Source organism: Zestomonas carbonaria (assembly GCF_904061905.1).
Lineage (GTDB): Bacteria > Pseudomonadota > Gammaproteobacteria > Pseudomonadales > Pseudomonadaceae > Aquipseudomonas > Aquipseudomonas carbonaria.
In genome coordinates, this window is the sequence record NZ_CAJFCI010000047.1 from 30588 (window position 1) to 48513 (window position 17926).

At 66.2% G+C, this 17926-nt stretch carries 14 protein-coding genes; 12 read left to right on the forward strand and 2 right to left on the reverse strand.

The features are described from left to right. Positions 1-222: 222 nt before the first annotated feature. Positions 223-1272, reverse strand: a complete 1050-nt coding sequence (gene rlmM / locus PSEWESI4_RS12305) for a 23S rRNA (cytidine(2498)-2'-O)-methyltransferase RlmM (RefSeq protein ID WP_187671490.1) — start codon at positions 1270-1272, stop codon at positions 223-225. A gap of 146 nt (positions 1273-1418) precedes the next feature. Between rlmM and acnA the strand changes: the two genes are divergently transcribed. Both acnA and PSEWESI4_RS12315 read left to right on the forward strand, forming a co-directional pair. Then, positions 1419-4112: an aconitate hydratase AcnA gene (acnA, locus tag PSEWESI4_RS12310; protein WP_187671491.1), complete on the forward strand. Its 2694-nt coding sequence runs from the start codon at positions 1419-1421 to the stop codon at positions 4110-4112. Positions 4113-4259: 147 nt separating this feature from the next. Then, positions 4260-5825, forward strand: coding sequence for a methyl-accepting chemotaxis protein (locus PSEWESI4_RS12315; RefSeq protein ID WP_187671492.1), 1566 nt, complete (start codon positions 4260-4262; stop codon positions 5823-5825). Positions 5826-5922: 97 nt separating this feature from the next. Here the strand turns inward: PSEWESI4_RS12315 and PSEWESI4_RS12320 are convergent, their stop codons facing one another. Further along, a complete protein-coding gene (locus PSEWESI4_RS12320; protein WP_235978926.1) occupies positions 5923-6597 on the reverse strand; it encodes an alpha/beta family hydrolase in 675 nt (224 codons plus the stop codon). 62 nt (positions 6598-6659) lie between these two features. On the opposite strand from PSEWESI4_RS12320, the gene ccoN (PSEWESI4_RS12325) reads away from it, so the two are divergent. The 10 genes from ccoN (PSEWESI4_RS12325) to PSEWESI4_RS12370 all read left to right on the forward strand — a co-directional run bounded on the left by ccoN (PSEWESI4_RS12325) (position 6660) and on the right by PSEWESI4_RS12370 (position 17915). Continuing rightward, complete coding sequence (gene ccoN / locus PSEWESI4_RS12325) at positions 6660-8084, forward strand: cytochrome-c oxidase, cbb3-type subunit I (protein WP_187671493.1); 1425 nt, start codon at positions 6660-6662, stop codon at positions 8082-8084. 11 nt (positions 8085-8095) lie between these two features. Further along, positions 8096-8707, forward strand: a complete 612-nt coding sequence (gene ccoO, locus PSEWESI4_RS12330; RefSeq protein WP_187671494.1) for a cytochrome-c oxidase, cbb3-type subunit II — start codon at positions 8096-8098, stop codon at positions 8705-8707. A 54-nt stretch (positions 8708-8761) separates the two neighbouring features. Further along, a complete protein-coding gene (gene ccoP, locus PSEWESI4_RS12335) occupies positions 8762-9694 on the forward strand; it encodes a cytochrome-c oxidase, cbb3-type subunit III (protein ID WP_187671495.1) in 933 nt (310 codons plus the stop codon). A 401-nt stretch (positions 9695-10095) separates the two neighbouring features. Further along, on the forward strand, positions 10096-11538 hold the full coding sequence (gene ccoN, locus PSEWESI4_RS12340) for a cytochrome-c oxidase, cbb3-type subunit I (RefSeq protein WP_187671496.1): 1443 nt from the start codon (positions 10096-10098) through the stop codon (positions 11536-11538). Further along, positions 11535-12146 (forward strand): cytochrome-c oxidase, cbb3-type subunit II, encoded by a 612-nt coding sequence (gene ccoO, locus PSEWESI4_RS12345; protein ID WP_456243214.1) that lies wholly within the window; start codon positions 11535-11537, stop codon positions 12144-12146. The genes ccoN (PSEWESI4_RS12340) and ccoO (PSEWESI4_RS12345) overlap by 4 nt, the downstream gene beginning before the upstream one ends. Positions 12147-12151: 5 nt before the next feature. Then, complete coding sequence (locus PSEWESI4_RS12350; protein WP_187671518.1) at positions 12152-12343, forward strand: cbb3-type cytochrome oxidase subunit 3; 192 nt, start codon at positions 12152-12154, stop codon at positions 12341-12343. Then, positions 12340-13311, forward strand: a complete 972-nt coding sequence (gene ccoP / locus PSEWESI4_RS12355; RefSeq protein WP_187671498.1) for a cytochrome-c oxidase, cbb3-type subunit III — start codon at positions 12340-12342, stop codon at positions 13309-13311. The genes PSEWESI4_RS12350 and ccoP (PSEWESI4_RS12355) overlap by 4 nt, the downstream gene beginning before the upstream one ends. A gap of 159 nt (positions 13312-13470) precedes the next feature. Beyond that, positions 13471-14886 (forward strand): cytochrome c oxidase accessory protein CcoG, encoded by a 1416-nt coding sequence (gene ccoG / locus PSEWESI4_RS12360; protein ID WP_187671499.1) that lies wholly within the window; start codon positions 13471-13473, stop codon positions 14884-14886. Between the two features lie 48 nt (positions 14887-14934). Beyond that, positions 14935-15477, forward strand: a complete 543-nt coding sequence (locus PSEWESI4_RS12365) for a FixH family protein (RefSeq protein WP_187671500.1) — start codon at positions 14935-14937, stop codon at positions 15475-15477. Beyond that, the gene (locus tag PSEWESI4_RS12370) at positions 15474-17915 is read left to right on the forward strand and encodes a heavy metal translocating P-type ATPase (RefSeq protein ID WP_187671501.1); all 2442 of its coding nucleotides are present in this window, start codon (positions 15474-15476) and stop codon (positions 17913-17915) included. Before PSEWESI4_RS12365 ends, PSEWESI4_RS12370 begins: the two co-directional genes overlap by 4 nt. Positions 17916-17926 lie beyond the last annotated feature (11 nt).

Genomic DNA, 17926 nt, shown 5'->3' on the forward strand with positions numbered 1-17926 from the left:
CTGCGATCTTAGGGGATCGCGGAGGGCCGGCGATACCGCCCCTAAATGGCTATTGCGCCAATCATGCGGGGAGATGTCGGGAGCGGAGCGTGCTGGGGCGAGAGAGAGGAGGATGCTGATTGGATTCCCGCGTTCGCGGGAATGACGAGGTTTGGGGTACGCGCTCGCTATCCCCCGTCGTCCCCGCGAACGCGGGGAACCAATTAAAAAGAACTCCAGCCCCTACAACCTGCGCAAATGACAGGTCACTTCCTCACGGTCGTGATAGAGCTGCTTGCAGCCGATGGCCACCTTGACGCCACGCTCGCGCAGGCCGTCCTCGATGCGTTCGAGCAGGCGGCGCACCTCGGCGTAGCGTTGCTTCATCGGCAGCTTGAGGTTGACCACCGCCTCGCGGCACAGCCCCTCGCCCAGCCAGGTCTCGATCAATGCGGCGGTGCGCGCCGGTTTCTCGACGATGTCGCAGACCATCCAGTCCACCGGCCGGCGCGGTCTGAACACGAAGCCATCGGCACGCTGGTGCTCGACCAGCCCGGAGTCCATCAGGCTCTCGGCCATCGGGCCGTTGTCCACGGCGATCACCTTGAGGTGCCGGTTGACCAGTTGCCAGGTCCAGCCGCCGGGCGCGGCACCCAGGTCCACGGCGGTCATCGCCGGGGCCAGGCGCGCGTCCCACTCGGCGCGGGGAATGAAGTGGTGCCAGGCTTCCTCCAGCTTGAGGGTCGAACGGCTCGGCGCCTCGCGGGGGAACTTCAGGCGCGGGATGCCCATCGGCCACATCGCCGAGTTGTCCGACTCGGCCAGGCCGAGGAACACCTCGCGGCCGCTCCTGAAGGTCAGCAGCAGGCGCGGCTTGCGGACGTCCTCCTCCAGCCTGCCGGCCTTGGCCAGGGCCTTGCGCAGCGGTGCCTCGAACTTCTTGCAGAAGTTGGAAAGCTCCTTGCCCTCGTTGCTGTCGAACACTTCCAGCCACAAGCTGCCGCACACCGGGTAGTCCGCCAGGGCGTCGAGCAGCACGCTGATGCGATCGCTCTCCGGCAGTTCGATGAAGCGGCCGCGCGCCCACTGGCGCGGGAAGATCAGGCGGTCGAAGCGCTGCCCGCTCATCAGCCGCTCGGCGCCATCCGCCTCGCTGCAGATGAATTCCGCATAGGCGCTGCCCGGCTTGGCCTTGGCGTAGCCGGCGACGTTCAGGTTGGCGGCGTGCTCGCTGATTTCCGCGCACACCTCGCCCTCGAAGCCGGGGCGGCAATGCAATAGCAAAGAGTTCATGGGGATGTCTCCTGGAGCCGCGCATGATAGCGGAATCACGCCATAGCTGACCGGCCGGACAGGCAGAACGTGTCAAATCGGTCTAGTTTGAAGATTCCCGAGCCGTAACCTGGCCCGTGCCGTGCGGGCCGTGAGGAGAGCTAGAAATGCCATCCCTGGATAGCCTGAACAGCCGCCGTACCCTCGAGGTCGACGGACAGACCTACCATTATTACGACCTGGCGGAGGCCGCCCGGACCCTCGGCGACATCCGTCGCCTGCCCATGTCGCTGAAGGTGCTGCTGGAAAACCTGCTGCGCTGGGAAGACAACGCCACCGTCAGCGCCTACGACATCAAGGCGCTGGTCGACTGGCAGAAGACCCGCAGCTCCGACCACGAGATCCAGTACCGCCCCGCCCGCGTACTGATGCAGGATTTCACCGGCGTGCCGGCGGTGGTCGACCTGGCGGCGATGCGCGCGGCCATGGCCAAGGCCGGCGGCGATCCGCAGAAGATCAACCCGCTGTCGCCCGTCGACCTGGTCATCGACCACTCGGTGATGGTCGACAAGTTCGCCTCGCCCCAGGCCTTCGCCGAGAACGTGGAGATCGAGATGCAGCGCAACGGCGAGCGCTACAGCTTCCTGCGCTGGGGCCAGCACGCCTTCGCCAACTTCAGCGTGGTGCCGCCGGGCACCGGCATCTGCCACCAGGTCAACCTGGAATACCTGGGCCGCACCGTGTGGACGCGGGAGGAGGACGGTCAGGTCTTCGCCTTCCCCGACACCCTGGTCGGCACCGACTCGCACACCACCATGATCAACGGCCTCGGCGTGCTCGGCTGGGGCGTCGGCGGCATCGAGGCGGAAGCGGCGATGCTCGGCCAGCCGGTGTCGATGCTGATCCCCGAGGTGATCGGCTTCAAGCTCACCGGCAAGCTGCGCGAGGGCATCACCGCCACCGACCTGGTGCTGACCGTCACCCAGATGCTGCGCAAGAAAGGCGTGGTCGGGAAGTTCGTCGAGTTCTACGGCGACGGCCTGGCCGACCTGCCGCTGGCCGACCGCGCGACCATCGCCAACATGGCCCCGGAATACGGCGCCACCTGCGGCTTCTTCCCGGTCGACGAGATCACCCTCGGCTACCTGCGCCTGTCCGGCCGCCCCGAACAGGCGGTCAAGCTGGTGGAGGCCTACAGCAAGGTCCAGGGCCTGTGGCGCGAGGCGGGCCACGAGCCGCTGTTCAGCGACACCCTGGAGCTGGACATGGGCAGCGTCGAGGCCAGCCTGGCCGGCCCCAAGCGCCCGCAGGACCGCGTCGTGCTGCCCCAGGTGCCCAAGGCCTTCGACGAAGTGATCGGCCTGCAACTCAAGCCGGCGGACAAGGCGCCGGCCGCCAGCCCGCACGTCGAGCACGACGGCCACAGCTACGACCTGGAGGACGGCGCGGTGGTGATCGCCGCCATCACCTCCTGCACCAACACCTCCAACCCCAGCGTGATGATGGCCGCCGGGCTGCTGGCCAAGAAGGCCATAGACAAGGGCCTGCAACGCAAACCCTGGGTGAAGAGCTCGCTGGCGCCCGGCTCCAAGGTGGTCACCGAATACTTCAAGGCCGCCGGGCTGACGCCCTACCTCGACGAACTCGGTTTCGACCTGGTGGGCTACGGCTGCACCACCTGCATCGGCAACTCCGGACCGCTGCTCGAGCCCATCGAGAAGGCCATCCAGCAGGCCGACCTCACGGTCGCCTCGGTACTCTCCGGCAACCGAAACTTCGAAGGCCGCGTGCATCCGCTGGTGAAGACCAACTGGCTGGCCTCGCCGCCGCTGGTGGTCGCCTACGCCCTGGCCGGCAGCGTGCGCATCGACATCAGCAGCGAGCCGCTGGGCACCGGCAAGGATGGCCAGCCGGTGTACCTGCGCGACATCTGGCCGAGCCAGCACGAAATCGCCGAGGCGATCGGCAAGGTCGACACCGCGATGTTCCGCAAGGAATACGCCGAGGTGTTCGCCGGTGACGAACAGTGGCGGGCGATCCAGGTGCCGCAGACCGACACCTACGTCTGGCAGGAAGACTCCACCTACATCCAGCACCCGCCGTTCTTCGAGGACATCGCCGGCGATCCGCCGCACATCGGCGACATCCACCAGGCACGCATCCTCGCGGTGCTCGGCGACTCGGTGACCACCGACCACATCTCCCCGGCCGGCAACATCAAGGCCGATAGCCCGGCCGGTCGCTACCTGCGCGCGCATGGCGTGGAGCCCAGGGATTTCAACTCCTACGGCTCGCGGCGCGGCAACCACGAGGTGATGATGCGCGGCACCTTCGCCAACATCCGCATCAAGAACGAGATGCTCGGCGGCGAGGAAGGCGGCAACACCCTGCACATCCCCAGCGGCGAGAAACTGGCGATCTACGACGCGGCGATGCGCTACCAGGAATCCGGCACGCCGCTGGTGATCGTCGCCGGCAAGGAATACGGCACCGGCTCGTCACGCGACTGGGCGGCCAAGGGCACCAACCTGCTCGGCGTGAAAGCGGTGATCGCCGAAAGCTTCGAGCGCATCCACCGCTCCAACCTGGTGGGCATGGGCGTGCTGCCGCTGCAGTTCCTCGACGGCCAGGACCGCAAGTCCCTCGGCCTCACCGGGCGCGAGACCCTGGACATCTGCGGCCTGGATGGCGTCGAGCTGCATCCGAAGATGCGCCTCTCCGTGGAAGTGCACCGCGAGGACGGCAGCCGCGAAGGCTTCGAGGTGCTGTGCCGCATCGACACCCTCAACGAGGTGGAGTACTTCAAGGCCGGCGGCATCCTCCACTATGTGCTGCGCCAGTTGATCGCCGAAGGAGCGTGACGGCTGGACCCCCGCAGCGGACCGGTTCCGCGTCCGCAGCCCCCCCTCTACGACCGGACTGACCATCCGGTCTTTTTTGTTATTTTTCACTTAATTTTTCCGTCTACCGGTCGATCACTGTCGTATACACCTCCTGGACAAGTCCCCATGCGCAACAACCAGCCCGTCACCCAACGCGAACGCACCTTCCCCACCCAGCAGCGGCTGATCTCCACCACCGACCTCAAGGGACAGATCACCTACTGCAACGATGCCTTCGTCGAGATCAGTGGCTTCAACCGCGATGAGCTGATTCGCGCTCCGCACAACATCGTCCGTCACCCGGACGTGCCGTCGGCGGTGTTCTCCCACATGTGGACCACCCTGAAGAAGGGCCGGCCGTGGATGGGCATCGTCAAGAACCGCTGCAAGAACGGCGACTACTACTGGGTCAACGCCTACGTTACCCCGATGCTGGAAAACGGCCAGGTGGTCGGCTACGAGTCGGTGCGCATCAAGCCCACCGCCGAGCAGGTGAGCCGGGCCGAAGCGCTGTACCAGCGGATCAACGCCGGCCGCGCGGCGATTCCGCTCAGCGACCGCTGGCTGCCGGTGATCCAGGCCTGGCTGCCGTTCATCCTGATCAGCCAGATCGGTTTCCTGATCGGCCACTTCATGGGCAGCACCTGGGGCTTCCTGGTCGCCGCCCTGCTCTCGGTGCCGCTCGGCATGCTCGGCCTGGCCTGGCAGGCACGCGGCGTGCGTCGCCTGCTGCGCATCGCCGAACAGACCACCTCGGACCCGCTGATCGCGCAGATGTACACCGACAGCCGTGGCGCCGAAGCGCGCCTGGAAATGGCCATGCTCAGCCAGGAAGCCCGCCTGAAGACCTGCCTGACCCGGTTGCAGGACACCGCCGAACACCTGACCCGCCAGGCCCACCAGGCCGACTCGCTGGCGCAGAACAGCTCCAGCGGCCTGGACCGCCAGCGCGCCGAAACCGAGCAGGTGGCCACCGCCATCAACGAGATGGCCGCCACCACCCTGGAAGTGGCCAGCAACGTCGCACGCACCGCCATCGCCACCCAGGAAGCCAACCGGCTGACCGGCGAAGGCCGCTCGATCGCCGAGGAAACCCGCGAGGCGATCCAGCGCCTGTCGGTGGCTGTGGGCGAGACCGGGGAAACCGTCACCCGCCTGGCCCAGGACAGCAACGAGATCGGCGGCGTGGTCGACGTGATCAAGGGCATCGCCGACCAGACCAACCTGCTGGCGCTCAACGCCGCCATCGAGGCTGCCCGAGCCGGCGAGATGGGCCGTGGCTTCGCGGTGGTGGCCGACGAAGTGCGCTCGCTGGCGCAGCGTACCGCCGAGTCCACCGAACAGATCCACCAGTTGATCGCCAAGCTGCAGCGCACCGCCGAGGAAGCGGTGATGACCATGGAGATCGGCCGCCGCCAGGCCGACGAAGGCGTCGAGCGCGTGCAGCAGGCCGACCAGGCCCTGGCCGGGATCAGCGACGCGGTGGCCAACATCACCGACATGGCCAACCAGATCGCCGCCGCCGCCGAGGAGCAGAGCTCGGTGGCCGACGAGATCAACCGCAACATCACCAACATCGCCCAGTTGGCCGACCAGACCGCTGGCGAGGCGCAGAACACCGCGCAACTGAGCAAGGAACTGACCGCCACGGCATACAGCCAGTCGGCGCTGGTGGAGCGGTTCAACCGCTAGGAACCCGTAGGGTGGGCTTCAGCCCACCATCCTACCGGCAGGCTGATGAGGGTGGTGGAGGGAGCTGAGCATCTTCGCTCGCCCTAACCTCCGCCCCTCACCCCCTGAGAAACCCCGCCACCGCATCCGCCGCGCTGTCCAGATGCTGCTCATGGGTGAAACCTGAAGCCTTGAGCGGCTTGAGGTCGTGGTCGGCGGCCGGCAGCCAGCACAGTTCGATCGCACTCGACAGCCGATAGCCCTCGACGGTCTGGCGGTTGCCCAGCGCGTCGCGCTCGCCCTGCACGATCAGGGTTGGCGTTTTCAGATCGGCCAGGTGCGCCACCCGTGGCTTGTCCAGCTTGCCGGCGGCGTGGAACGGATAGCCCAGGCATACCAGCGCATCCACCGCCAGCTCATCGGCCAGCAGGCTGGCCATCCGCCCGCCCATGGACTTGCCGCCGATGGCCAGTGGCCCTTCCACCCGTTCGCGCACCCGCGCATGCACCTCGCGCCACTGCGCCAGCAACTGCGCCTGCGGGTTCGGCGGCCGCTTGCGTCCGTCCTCCCGGCGCGCGGCCATGTAGGCGAACTCGAAGCGCACCACTGTCACGCCCCGCACCGCCAGGCGCTCGGCCACGCCCTGCATGAAGTCGCTGTCCATCGGCGCTCCGGCGCCATGGGCGAGGACCAGGCTCGCCCGCGGCTTGCCTGCGGCGTGTTGCCACAGCAGGCCGTCCGGGCCGGGGTGGACTTGATCCAGATCAATATTTCGGAAGGGGGGGTTGGACATGCTTGCCTCGCACTCGAGTGCATAAAAATCAAATGATGAACCGTGGACGGAAGCCAACGCACATGACCACAGCAACCAGTACCGCCTACAACTACAAGGTGGTCCGCCAGTTTGCCCTCATGACCGTGGTCTGGGGGATAGTCGGGATGGGGATGGGAGTCCTGATCGCCGCACAACTGGTCTGGCCGGAACTCAACTTCGATCTACCGTGGACCAGCTTCGGCCGACTGCGCCCGCTGCACACCAATGCGGTGATCTTCGCTTTCGGCGGTTGCGCGCTGTTTGCCACCTCTTACTACACCGTGCAGCGCACCTGCCAGGCCCGCCTGTTCGCGCCGCGCCTGGCCGCCTTCACCTTCTGGGGCTGGCAACTGGTGATCCTGCTGGCGGCGGTGACCCTGCCGCTGGGCCTCACCAGCTCGAAAGAATACGCCGAGCTGGAATGGCCGATCGACCTGCTGATCACCGTGGTGTGGGTCGCCTACGCGGTGGTGTTCTTCGGCACCCTGATGCAGCGCAAGACCAAGCACATCTACGTAGGCAACTGGTTCTTCGGCGCCTTCATCGTCACCGTGGCGATCCTGCACATCGTCAACAACCTGGAAATCCCGGTCACCCTGACCAAGTCCTACTCGCTGTACTCCGGCGCCACCGACGCGATGATCCAGTGGTGGTACGGCCACAACGCGGTGGGCTTCTTCCTGACCGCCGGCTTCCTGGGGATGATGTACTACTTCGTGCCCAAGCAGGCCGAGCGCCCGGTGTATTCCTACCGCCTGTCCATCGTCCACTTCTGGGCGCTGATCGGCGTGTACATCTGGGCCGGTCCACACCACCTGCACTACACCGCCCTGCCGGACTGGGCCCAGAGCCTCGGCATGGTGATGTCGCTGGTGCTCCTCGCACCCTCCTGGGGCGGCATGATCAACGGCATGATGACCTTGTCGGGTGCCTGGCATAAGTTGCGCAGCGACCCGATCCTGCGCTTCCTGGTGGTGTCCCTGGCCTTCTACGGCATGTCCACTTTCGAAGGCCCGATGATGGCCATCAAGACCGTCAACGCCCTCTCCCACTACACCGACTGGACCATCGGCCACGTGCACGCCGGCGCCCTCGGCTGGGTGGCGATGGTGTCCATCGGCTCGCTGTACCACATGATCCCGAAACTCTACGGCCGCGATGGCATGTACAGCGTCGGCCTGATCAACGCCCACTTCTGGCTCGCCACCATCGGCACCGTGCTCTACATCGCCTCGATGTGGGTCAACGGCATCGCCCAGGGCCTGATGTGGCGGGCGGTCAACTCCGACGGCACGCTCACCTACTCCTTCGTCGAAACGCTGGTCGCCAGCCAGCCCGGATACGTCGTGCGGTTGATCGGTGGGGCGATCTTCCTCAGCGGCATGTTCCTGATGGCCTGGAACACCTGGCGCACCGTGCGCTCCGCACAACCGGCAGCCGTCACCGCCGCCGCGCAGATGGCCTGAGGAGAGTCGCGATGAGCAAGCATGAAGTACTCGAAAAGAACGTCGGCCTGTTGCTGCTGTGCATGGTGCTGGCGGTGAGCATCGGCGGCCTGACCCAGATCGTTCCGCTGTTCTTCCAGGACGTCGCCAACAAGCCGGTGGAAGGCATGAAGCCCTACACCGCGCTGGAGCTGGAAGGCCGCGACATCTACATCAAGGAAGGCTGCGTCGGCTGCCACTCGCAGATGATCCGTCCGTTCCGTGCCGAAACCGAACGCTACGGCCACTACTCGGTGGCTGGCGAGAGCGTCTGGGACCACCCGTTCCTGTGGGGCTCCAAGCGCACCGGTCCGGACCTGGCCCGCGTCGGCGCCCGCTACTCGGACGAGTGGCACCGCGCCCACCTGTACAACCCGCGCAACGTGGTGCCCGAGTCGGTGATGCCCGCCTATCCCTGGCTGGTGCAGAACAAGCTGGACGGCAAGCACACCGCGGCCAAGTTGCAGGCCATGCGGAGTCTGGGCGTGCCCTACAGCGACGAGGACATCGCCGGCGCGCGCGAAGCCGTCGCCGGCAAGACCGAGATGGATGCCCTGGTCGCGTACCTGCAGAGCCTCGGCACCGCCATCAAGAGCAAGAGATAACAGAGCCCCGGCCCATGAGGCCGGGGACCGACAGGATTCGTGGAGCCTGATCACATGACTTCATTCTGGAGCTGGTACATCACCCTGCTGACCATCGGCAGCCTGGTCGCCCTGCTGTGGCTGATCTTCGCCACCCGCCGGGGCGAGTCCGCCGATGGCGGCAACAAGACCATGGGCCATGCCTTCGATGGCATCGAGGAATACGACAATCCGCTGCCGAAATGGTGGTTCCTGCTGTTCATCGGGACCATCGTCTTCGCCGCCGGCTACCTGCTGCTCTACCCGGGCCTGGGCAACTGGAAAGGCGTTCTCCCCGGCTATGACGGCTGGACGCAGACCAAGGAATGGCAACGCGAAGTGGATGCCGCCGAAAAAGCCTACGGCCCGCTGTTCGCCCGCCTGGCCGCCACGCCCATCGAGGAACTGGCCCAGGACGAGCAGGCGCTGAAGATCGGCAACCGGCTGTTCGCCACCTACTGCTCGATCTGCCACGGCTCCGACGCCAAGGGCGCCCAGGGCTTCCCCAACCTGACCGACGCCAACTGGCGCTGGGGCGGCGAGCCGGAAACCATCAAGACCAGCATCCTGCACGGCCGCCAGGGCATGATGCCGGGCTGGGGCGAAGTGGTCGGCGAAGCCGGCGTGAAGAACGTCGCCGCCTATGTGCGCGGCACCCTGGCCGGCCTGCCGCTGCCGGCCGACCACGGCGCCGACCTGGACGAAGGCCAGCAGGTGTACCAGACCACCTGCGTCGCCTGCCACGGCCCCGAAGGCAAGGGCATGGCCGCCCTCGGCGCCCCGGACCTGACCCAGCCGAGTGGCTGGATCTACGGCTCCAGCCTGGCGCAGTTGCAGCAGACCGTGCGCCACGGCCGCAACGGCCAGATGCCGGCCCAGGAGCAGTACCTGGGCAACGACAAGGTGCATGTCCTCGCCGCCTACGTGTACAGCCTGTCGCGGCAAGTGGAGGAAAGCCCCGCGCAGTAGCGCCGCCGCACACAGCCGCAGGGTGGGCCAGGCGGAACGCCGCCCGGCCCACCCTGCGACTACCGCCCCTCCCTCCTCCGGGTCACCTCAAGGTGGCCTCCTCCCTCCGCGACACCTTCATGCGACCGAGTGTCGCACCCTCCGCCGACCAACAACATGGCCGGACAATTCGCATGGACTAACCTTGGCGAAGTGTGCCCCCGTGGCAACCGCACTTCCCACGCGACGTACAGGCCGTGCCTGAATTGTGGAAAGCCTTTGCCCACGGGTTGAAATATCTTGTTTCAGATGCCTGGAAGCCTTGTGGTTACGGGTTTCGGCGTTGCAATGGATACCTGCTTTCTCCATACTTGCCGCCGATTTTTTACCCCGAAAAAACACCCAAACCGTGGAACCTTAGAATGAGCACAGCAATCAGTCCGACTGCTTATAACTATAAGGTGGTCCGCCAGTTCGCCATCATGACGGTGGTCTGGGGGATCCTTGGCATGGGCATGGGCGTCTTCATTGCCTCGCAACTGGTCTTCCCCGAACTGAACTTCGGTCTGCCCTGGACGAGCTTTGGACGTCTGCGCCCCCTGCATACCAACCTGGTGATCTTCGCCTTCGGTGGCTGTGCTCTGTTCGCAACTTCCTACTACGTGGTACAGCGCACCTGCCAGGCCCGCCTGATCTCCGACAACCTCGCCGCCTTCACCTTCTGGGGCTGGCAGGCAGTGATCGTCGCTGCGGGCATCACCCTGCCGCTGGGCTATACCTCCTCCAAGGAGTACGCTGAGCTGGAATGGCCGATCGACCTGCTGATCACCGTGGTCTGGGTCAGCTACCTGCTGGTGTTCTTCGGCACCATCGTCAAGCGCAAGACCAAGCACATCTACGTGGGCAACTGGTTCTACGGCGCCTTCATCGTCGTGACCGCGATGCTGCACATCGTCAACAACATGGAAATCCCTGTCACCTTCTGGAAGTCCTACTCGCTGTACTCCGGCGCTACCGACGCGATGATCCAGTGGTGGTACGGCCACAACGCCGTGGGCTTCTTCCTGACCACCGGCTTCCTCGGCATGATGTACTACTTCGTACCGAAGCAGGCCGAGCGCCCGATCTACTCCTATCGCCTGTCCATCGTCCACTTCTGGGCGCTGATCACCCTGTACATCTGGGCCGGCCCGCACCACCTGCACTACACCGCCCTGCCGGACTGGGCGCAGTCGCTGGGCATGGTGATGTCGGTGATCCTCCTGGCGCCGAGCTGGGGAGGCATGATCAACGGCATGATGACCCTGTCGGGCGCCTGGCATAAGCTGCGCACCGACCCGATCCTGCGCTTCCTGGTGGTCTCCCTGGCCTTCTACGGCATGTCCACCTTCGAAGGCCCGATGATGGCCATCAAGACCGTCAACGCCCTCTCCCACTACACCGACTGGACCATCGGCCACGTGCACGCCGGCGCCCTCGGCTGGGTGGCGATGGTGTCCATCGGCTCGCTCTACCACCTGATCCCGCGCGTCTACGGCCGCACCCAGATGCACAGCGTCGGCCTGATCAACGCTCACTTCTGGCTCGCCACCATCGGCACCGTGCTCTACATCGCCTCGATGTGGGTCAACGGCATCACCCAGGGCCTGATGTGGCGTGCGATCAACGAAGACGGCACCCTGACCTACTCCTTCGTCGAAGCCCTGGTCGCCAGCCAGCCCGGCTTCGTCGTCCGTGCCATCGGTGGCGCCTTCTTCGCCAGCGGCATGTTCCTGATGGCCTACAACACCTGGCGCACCGTGCGCGCATCCAAGCCGGCCGACGCTGACGCCGCTGCCGTGATTCCCGCAGTAGGAGCCCATTGATGAACCACGAAGTAGTCGAGAAGAATATCGGCCTGCTGGCCTTCTTCATGGTCATCGCCGTCAGCATCGGCGGCCTGACCCAGATCGTTCCGCTGTTCTTCCAGGACGTCACCAACAAGCCGGTCGAAGGCATGCAGCCGCGTACCGCGCTGGAACTGGAAGGCCGCGACATCTACATCAAGGAAGGCTGCGTCGGCTGCCACTCGCAGATGATCCGTCCGTTCCGCGCCGAGACCGAGCGCTACGGCCACTACTCGGTAGCCGGCGAGAGCGTCTGGGACCACCCGTTCCTGTGGGGCTCCAAGCGTACCGGTCCGGACCTGGCCCGCGTCGGCGGTCGCTACTCGGACGAGTGGCACCGTGCCCACCTGTACAACCCCCGCAACGTGGTGCCCGAGTCGGTGATGCCGGCCTACCCGTGGCTGGTGGAGAACAAGCTGGACGGCAAGCACACCGCCCAGAAGATGGAAGCACTGCGCGCCCTGGGCGTGCCGTACACCGATGAAGACATTGCCGGCGCACGCGATGCCGTCAAGGGCAAGACCGAAATGGATGCCCTCGTCGCGTACCTGCAGGGCCTTGGCACCATCATCAAGAGCAAACGGTGACTGTGATGGATATCGGGACTATTCGCGGACTTGGCACCCTCGTCATTTTCATCGCCTTCATCGGCCTGGCGCTCTGGGCATTCAGTTCCAGGCGCAAGAAGGACTTCGACGAAGCCACCCTGCTGCCGTTCGCGGATGATCCCGAAGCCATCAAGCACGTCGAGCAAGAGCAAGCTTCTAGGAGTAACAAAGAATGACCCTCTTCTGGAGTCTGTACGTCACCGTACTCACCCTGGGCACGATCTTCGCCCTGACCTGGCTGCTGTTTTCCACCCGCCGCGGTCAGCGCGCCGAGGCCACCGACGAAACCGTCGGCCACGCCTTCGATGGCATCGAGGAATACGACAATCCGCTGCCGAAGTGGTGGTTCATGCTGTTCATCGCCACCATCGTCTTCGCCCTCGGCTACCTGGCGCTCTACCCGGGCCTCGGTAACTGGAAAGGCGTCCTGCCGGGCTACGGCTACCTGAACAACGAGACCAAGCAGGAGTTCTCCACCGGCTCGTCGGGCTGGACCGGCGTACACGAGTGGGAAAAGGAAATGGCCAAGGCCGACGCCAAGTTCGGGCCGATCTTCGCCAAGTTCGCCGCCATGCCCATCGAGGAAGTGGCCAAGGACCCGCAAGCCCTGAAAATGGGTGGCCGTCTGTTCGCCTCCAACTGCTCGATCTGCCACGGCTCGGACGCCCGGGGCGCCTACGGCTTCCCGAACCTGACCGACGACGTCTGGCGCTGGGGCGGCGAAGCGGAAACCATCAAGACCACCATCATGGAAGGCCGCCACGGCATGATGCCGCCCCAGGGCCCGGTGATCGGCGACCAGGGCGTTCGCAACGTCGCCGCCTTCGTCACCACCCAACTGCATGGCCGCAAGCTGCCGGAAGGCGCGGAAGCGGACGTCGAGGCCGGCAAGCAGATCTTCTCCACCACCTGCTCCGCCTGCCACGGTCCCGAAGGCAAAGGCATGGCCGCCCTCGGCGCGCCCGACCTGACCCAGCCGTCCGCCTTCATCTACGGCACCAGCTTCGCGCAACTGCAACAGACCATTCGCTACGGCCGCACCGGCGTCATGCCGGCCCAGGCCGAGCTGCAAGGCAACGACAAGGTCCACCTGCTGGCCGCCTACGTCTACAGCCTGTCCCACGGCGAATCCGCCGCAGAGTAAGCTCTCCCCTCCCCCGGCTCCGCAGCATCGGAGCCGGGCGGAACCCCAGCGCGACGACCCGTCGCAGCGTCTAGCAAGCACATCCAGCGTATAATCCGAAGACCTGACCTCTGTCGGCACGCACTGACCGGGGCATTCCCCACAGCCGTGGTACGCATGATGAACAAGCAAATTCCGGTTCAAGACGTGACCCCGCAGGCCAAGGCCGCGGCAGGTGGCGTCGACCTCTATGCCTCCCGGGAAAAGATCTACACCCGTGCCTTCACCGGCTTCTATCGCAACCTGCGACGCTTCGGCGGAGCCCTGCTGTTCCTGATCTACTTCGGCACCGTCTGGCTCAGTTGGGACGGCCACCAGGCCGTGTGGTGGAACCTGCCGGAACGCAAGTTCTTCATCTTCGGCGCCACCTTCTGGCCGCAGGACTTCATCCTGCTCTCCGGCGCGCTGATCACCTGCGCCTTCGGCCTGTTCTTCATCACCGTGTTCGCCGGCCGCGTGTGGTGCGGCTACACCTGTCCACAGAGCGTGTGGACATGGATCTTCATGTGGTGCGAGAAAATCACCGAAGGTGACCGCAACCAGCGCATGAAGCTCGACAAGGCGCCGATGAGCGCCAACAAGCTCCTGCGCAAGCTGGCCAAGCACAGCCTGTGGATTCTCATCGGCTTCGTCACCGGGCTGACCTTCGTCGGCTACTTCTCGCCGATCCGCGACCTGGTGGTCGAACTGTTCACCGGCGAGGCCAGCGGCTGGGCCTATTTCTGGGTCGCCTTCTTCACCCTCGCCACCTACGGCAACGCCGGCTGGCTGCGCGAACAGGTGTGCATCTACATGTGCCCCTACGCGCGCTTCCAGAGCGTGATGTTCGACAAGGACACCCTGATCGTCTCCTACGACCCGCGCCGTGGCGAACGCCGTGGGCCGCGCAAGAAGAACGCCGACTACAAGACCGAAGGCCTGGGCGACTGCATCGACTGCACCATGTGCGTACAGGTCTGCCCCACCGGCATCGACATCCGCGACGGCCTGCAGATCGAATGCATCGGCTGCGCCGCCTGTATCGACGCCTGCGACAGCATCATGGACAAGATGGGCTACCCGCGCGGGCTGATCAGCTACACCACCGAGCACAACCTGTCCGGCCAGAAGACCCACCTGCTGCGCCCGCGCCTGATCGGCTACGCCTTCGCCCTGCTGCTGATCATCGGCGCACTGGTCACCGCCGTGGTGCTGCGCCCGCTGGTCGGCTTCGACGTCAGCAAGGACCGCGTCCTGTTCCGCGAGGACAGCCAGGGACGGATCGAGAACGTCTACAGCCTGAAGATCATGAACAAGGACCAGCACGACCACACCTACGTGATCAGCGCGCGCGGCCTGGAAGACATCCAGCTCGGCGGCAAGCGCGAGATCCAGGTGGCCGCCGGCGAGATCCTCACCCTGCCGGCACAGCTCTCGGTCGCCCCGGAGAACCTGCCCTCGACCACCAACGAAGTAGTCTTCACCCTGCAAAGCACCGACGACCCGGATATCCAGGTCGAAGCGAAGACCCGCTTCATCGGCCCGCGCGTCCGGTAGAATGGCCGGGCGCGGCTCCCCCGCGCCCGTACTCATCGAGAGAACAGCATGTCCGCTCAACCGCAACACACCACCCGCTGGTACAAGAACGTCTGGCCCTGGATCATCATCGGCATGCTGTCCACCTCGGTGGTGCTCAGCATCAACCTGATCCGCATCGCCGTCGACAACCAGGACACCCTGGTCAACGACAACTACTACGAGGCCGGCAAGGGCATCAACCGCTCCCTGGACCGCGAGCGCCTGGCCCGCGACCTGAAGATCCGTGCCCAGGCGCACGTCGACGAACTGACCGGCGAACTCAGCCTGCGCCTCAGCGGCGCCAGCCTGCCCGAGCATCTCGAACTCAGCCTGTTCTCCCCCACCCAACCGGAGAAGGACCGCCATATCCGCCTGACCCGCAGCGTCAGCGAGCCGGATCGCTACATCGGCCAGTTGCCGGAAGTGATCGAGGGCCGCCGCTTCGTCGAACTGCTCGGCGAACAGGAGGGCCACACCTGGCGCCTGTTCGAGGAAGAGAACATCGCCCCCGGCGGCGTCCTGATGCTCGGCGACGAAGCCATTCCGGGAGCCGAAGACCTGGGCCAATGAGCACGGCCGACGGCGTCGCCGTTTCCCGCAGCGCTGCCGCCAGCGCGCCCCAGCCCTGCTACCACTGCGGCCTGCCGGTGCCCTCCGGCGGCCGCTTTCGCGCATCCGTGCTCGGCGAATCCCGCGAGTTCTGCTGCCCCGGCTGCCAGGCGGTGGCCGAAGCCATCGTCGCCGGCGGTCTGGAAAGCTACTACCGGCACCGCAGCGAACCCTCCGCCAACCCGCAGGCGCTGCCCCAGCAACTGAGCGACGAACTGGCGCTGTACGACCGCCCCGAGGTGCAGAAGCCCTTCGTCCACCACCAGGATGAACTGGCCGAAGCCACCCTGCTGGTGGAAGGCGTGAGCTGCGCCGCCTGTGGCTGGCTGATCGAACACCACCTCAAGCACCTGCCGGGCATCGCCGAAGCGCGCCTCAACCTGTCCAACCACCGCCTGCACGTGCGCTGGACCGACAGCCAGTTGCCGCTCAGCCAACTGCTCGCCTCGCTGCGCAAGATCGGCTACGCCGCCCATCCCTACCAGCCGGATCGCGCCGCCGAACAGCTCGCCACCGAGAACCGCCGCGCCCTGCGCCAGCTCGGGGTCGCCGGGCTGCTGTGGTTCCAGGCGATGATGGCGACCATGGCCACCTGGCCGGAATTCAACATCGACCTCAGCCCCGAGCTGCACCAGATCATGCGTTGGGTGGCGATGTTCCTCACCACGCCGATCGTCTTCTATAGCTGCGCGCCGTTCTTCCGGGGCGCCCTGCGCGACCTGCGCACCCGCCACCTGACCATGGACGTCTCGGTGTCGCTGGCTATCGGCGGCGCCTACGTGGCGGGCATCTGGACCGCGATCACCGGCCAGGGCGAGCTGTACTTCGACGCCGTCGGCATGTTCGCCCTGTTCCTGCTCACCGGCCGCTACCTGGAACGCCGCGCCCGCGAACGCACGGCGGCGGCCACCGCGCAACTGGTCAACCTGCTGCCGGCCTCCTGCCTGCGCCTGGACGCCGAGGGCCATGGCGAACGCATCCTGCTCAGCGAACTGCGCCTCGGCGACCGCGTGCAGGTCATGCCCGGCGCGGTGCTGCCGGCCGACGGGCGCATCCTCGACGGCCAGTCCAGCGTCGACGAATCGCTGCTCACCGGCGAATACCTGCCGCAGCCGCGCGGCGTCGGCGACGCGGTCACCGCAGGCACCCTCAATGTCGAGGGACCGCTGACCGTCGAAGTCCAGGCGCTCGGCCAGGACACCCGGCTGTCGGCCATCGTCCGCCTGCTGGAGCGCGCCCAGTCGGAGAAGCCGCGCCTGGCCGAGCTGGCCGATCGCGCCGCGCAGTGGTTCCTGCTGTTCTCGCTGCTGGCCGCCGCCGTCATCGGCCTGGTCTGGTGGCAACTGGACGCCAGCCGGGCGTTCTGGGTGGTCCTCGCCATGCTGGTCGCCACCTGCCCCTGCGCGCTGTCGCTGGCCACGCCGACCGCCCTCACCGCCGCCACCGGCACCCTGCACAAGCTCGGCTTGCTGCTGACCCGTGGCCACGTGCTGGAAGGTCTCAACCAGATCGACACGGTGATCTTCGACAAGACCGGCACCCTCACCGAAGGCAAGCTGACCCTGCGCGAAATCCGCCCGCTGGGCACCGTCGACGCCGACACCTGCCTGGCCCTGGCCGCCGCCCTGGAGAACCGCTCCGAACACCCCATCGCCCGCGCCTTCGGCCAGGCGCCACAGGCCGCGGAGGACGTCGCCGCCACGCCCGGGCTGGGCCTGGAAGGCGTGGTCGAAGGCCGCCGCCTGCGGATCGGCCAGCCGGGGTTCGTCGCCGAACTAAGCAGCCGGCTGGCGCCGGAAATGCCCGACGAAGCGGGCCAATGGTTGCTGCTCGGCGACACGGAGGGGCCGCTGGCCTGGCTGGTGCTCGACGACCGCTTGCGCAGCGACGCGGCGCAATTGCTGGCCGCCTGCAAGGCACGCGGCTGGCACACCCTGCTGCTGTCCGGCGACAGCTCGCCGATGGTCGCCAGCGTCGCCGCCGAACTGGACATCGACGAAGCGCGCGGCGGCCTGCGCCCGGACGACAAACTGGCGATCCTCCAGCGGCTGCGCGAACAGGGCCGCAAGGTGCTGATGCTCGGCGACGGGGTCAACGACGTGCCGGTGCTGGCCGCCGCCGACATCAGCGTGGCCATGGGCTCGGCCACCGACCTGGCGAAGACCAGCGCCGACGCGGTACTGCTCTCCAACCGCCTGGAAGCGCTGAGCTCGGCCTTCGCCCTGGCCCGCCGCACCCGGCGGATCATTATCGAGAACCTGCTCTGGGCGGGGCTGTACAATGGCCTGGTACTGCCCTTCGCCGCCCTCGGCTGGATCACCCCGGCCGGGGCGGCGGTCGGCATGTCCGTCAGCTCGCTGGCGGTGGTGCTCAATGCGCTCAGGTTGACGAGATTCTGAAGGCTGGAGGC